Origin of the sequence: Micromonospora maritima (assembly GCF_902825405.1) — a bacterium.
GTDB lineage: Bacteria > Actinomycetota > Actinomycetes > Mycobacteriales > Micromonosporaceae > Micromonospora > Micromonospora maritima.
Genome location: NZ_CADEAU010000693.1, coordinates 1 through 2,332, shown reverse-complemented (window position 1 = coordinate 2,332; position 2,332 = coordinate 1). Strand labels below are relative to the sequence as shown.

Genomic DNA, 2,332 nt, shown 5'->3' with positions numbered 1-2,332 from the left:
GGTGCGGCTGTGCACCATGGCGGTCGAGTTCGTGTCGCCCGGCAGCCGCCGTCAGGACTTCGTGGACAAGCCCCGCCGCTGCGCCGAGGCCGGCCTGCCCGAGCCACGGGTAGCGGCCGACGAGCCCGTCCAGCCGGGCCCGGGTGAGCACCGGCAGGCCGAGCAGGTCGGCCACCTCCAGCATCCGGTCGCCCGGCTGGTCGAGCACCTCCACCAGGCCGTCGTCGGCCCACCGGCGGACCACCATCCGCTCGTTGGAGGTCAGGTCGGCGTCGGACAGCAGCGCCCGGTGCACGATCGCGTAGACCGGGACGCTGTCCTCACCGATCTGCCGGGACAGCGCGTCGATCACCATGCCGAGCCGCAGCAGGCTGGCCGGCCGACCGCCGTCCAGGTTCTGCCAGCGGATGACCTCGGCCAGGTCGACCACGGCCCGGGCCAGTGAGGGGTCGGTGCAGACGCGCCCCTCGATGGCGTCCAGCACCTTGCTGATCTCGAATCTCATGCCGCGCTCCGCACGATGTCGTCGCCTGACCCGCTCGGGGCGGTCCGCCCCGCCGGGCCGCGCGCCACCACCGTGGCGCGTCGTCCCACCATGCGACGACCCTACCGGCCGCTCCCGACGGCGGCCTCCGACGCACTCCCCGGAAAGGGACGCGCGCCACGGCGGCCCCCGACTCAGCCCGCCCGCAGCGGGCGACCCGCGTCGTGCAGGTGCGCCAGCGCCTGCCGGTAGGACTCGACCAGCCCGGTCTCCGCGTACGGGACGCCCTGCTCGGCGCAGTACGCCCGGACGAGCGGCCGGGCCCGGCGCAGGTTGGCACGGGGCATGTTCGGGAACAGGTGGTGCTCGATCTGGTAGTTCAGGCCGCCCAGCGCCAGGTCGACGACGCGGCCGCCGCGCACGTTGCGTGACGTGAGCACCTGCTTGCGCAGGTAGTCGAGGTCGTCGTCGGCGGTCGGCATCGGCATGCCCTTGTGGTTGGGGGCGAACGCGCACCCCATGTAGAGGCCCCACAGCCCCTGGTGCACGGCGGCGAAGACCAGCGCCTTGCCCGGGGACATCACCGCCAGAAGCAGGCCGACGTAGCCGACGGCGTGCGCGGCCAGCAGCAGCCCCTCCACCGCCCGGTGCCGCACCGGGACGCGCCACCGGCCGTCCGGCTCCCGGCCGGTCAGCGCCCGGACGCTCGCCACGTGCAGCGCCAACCCTTCGAGCAGCAGCAGCGGGAAGAACAACCACGCCTGCCGGCGGGCCATCCACCGGCTCAGGCCCCGGGTGGCCCGGGCCTGCTCGTGCGTCCAGACCAGCGCGCCGGCGCCGACGTCCGGGTCCTCGTCGGCGTGGTTCGGGTTGGCGTGGTGCCGGTTGTGCTTGTCCACCCACCAGCCGTAGCTGAGCCCGACCGCCAGGTTGCCGGCGACCAGGCCGGCCACCTCGCTCGGCCCGCGCCGGCGGAACATCTGCCGGTGCCCGGCGTCGTGGCCGAGGAACGCGACCTGGGTGGTGGCCACCGCCATCACGACGGCCAGCGCCGGTTGCCACCAGGAGTCCCCGACCGCCGCCACCACCGCCCAGCCGGCCAGGAAGGCGCCCAGGGTGAGGGCGATGCGCACGGCGTACCGGCCGGGCCGCCGGTGGAACAGACCCGCCTCGGCGACCCGGCGGGACAGGCGCGCGTAGTCGCTGCCCCGCCGCGCCCCCGGTGCCTCCAGTGTGGAAGTGCTCATGCGGTGTCGCCCCCCGGTGCCGCGAGCCGCGCCAGGTGCGCAACTCTCCGTCACCAATCCTCCCGACCTCCACACCCAGAGTTAATCCCGCACACCCCCCGATCCCCGGTGGTGCTACCCCCACCTCCCCGGCGATCTTGCAGTTGCGGCCCCTCAGAAGTCGGAATCACTCCTTTGGTCCGGGCCACAACTGCAAGATCGACGAACGCGGGGGTGGGGGTGAGGTCAGGTCAGGTTCGTGACGAGGGTGCGGAGGCGGGCCAGGTCGCGGCGGCGGCGCTCGTACGTGGCGGCCAGGGTGATCAGCAGCACGCCGCCCAGCCCGAGGAAGATCCAGCGGGGCAGCAGGTCCCAGCCACGCGCCAGTTCGTGCAGAGCCAACGGCACCAGCGTGGCCGCGCCCAGCACCACCGGGGCCTGCCAGCGCCGGACCGCACCGCCGAGCACGACACCGAGCGCCACCAGCCCGAGCGCCAGGCGACGCCACGGCTGCGGCTCGCCGGACGCCAGCACCGAGACGAGGCTGGGCAGCAACGCCGCGCCGAGCCCCGGGCCGAGCGCCAGCCAACTCGTCAGCCCCGGCCGGTGCCGCAGCGCCACC

The 2,332-nt window shown here is 74.5% G+C and carries 2 protein-coding genes and 1 pseudogene; all 3 read right to left on the bottom strand.

Annotated elements, in window-relative coordinates:
- Positions 1 to 505: pseudogene (locus HUW36_RS31150) on the bottom strand (FHA domain-containing protein); the annotation flags it as partial.
- Between the two features lie 173 nt (positions 506 to 678).
- Complete coding sequence (locus tag HUW36_RS31145) at positions 679 to 1,731, bottom strand: fatty acid desaturase family protein (RefSeq protein ID WP_174531352.1); 1,053 nt, start codon at positions 1,729 to 1,731, stop codon at positions 679 to 681.
- Positions 1,732 to 1,956: 225 nt separating this feature from the next.
- Positions 1,957 to 2,332: SCO7613 C-terminal domain-containing membrane protein (locus HUW36_RS31140; RefSeq protein ID WP_425487285.1), on the bottom strand; the 376-nt coding region annotated here is incomplete at its 5' end.

Excerpts from the sequence above, each read along its gene's own strand:
- HUW36_RS31145 (WP_174531352.1), bottom strand. The coding sequence starts at position 1,731 with ATGAGCACTTCCACACTGGAGGCACCGGGGGCGCGGCGGGGCAGCGAC.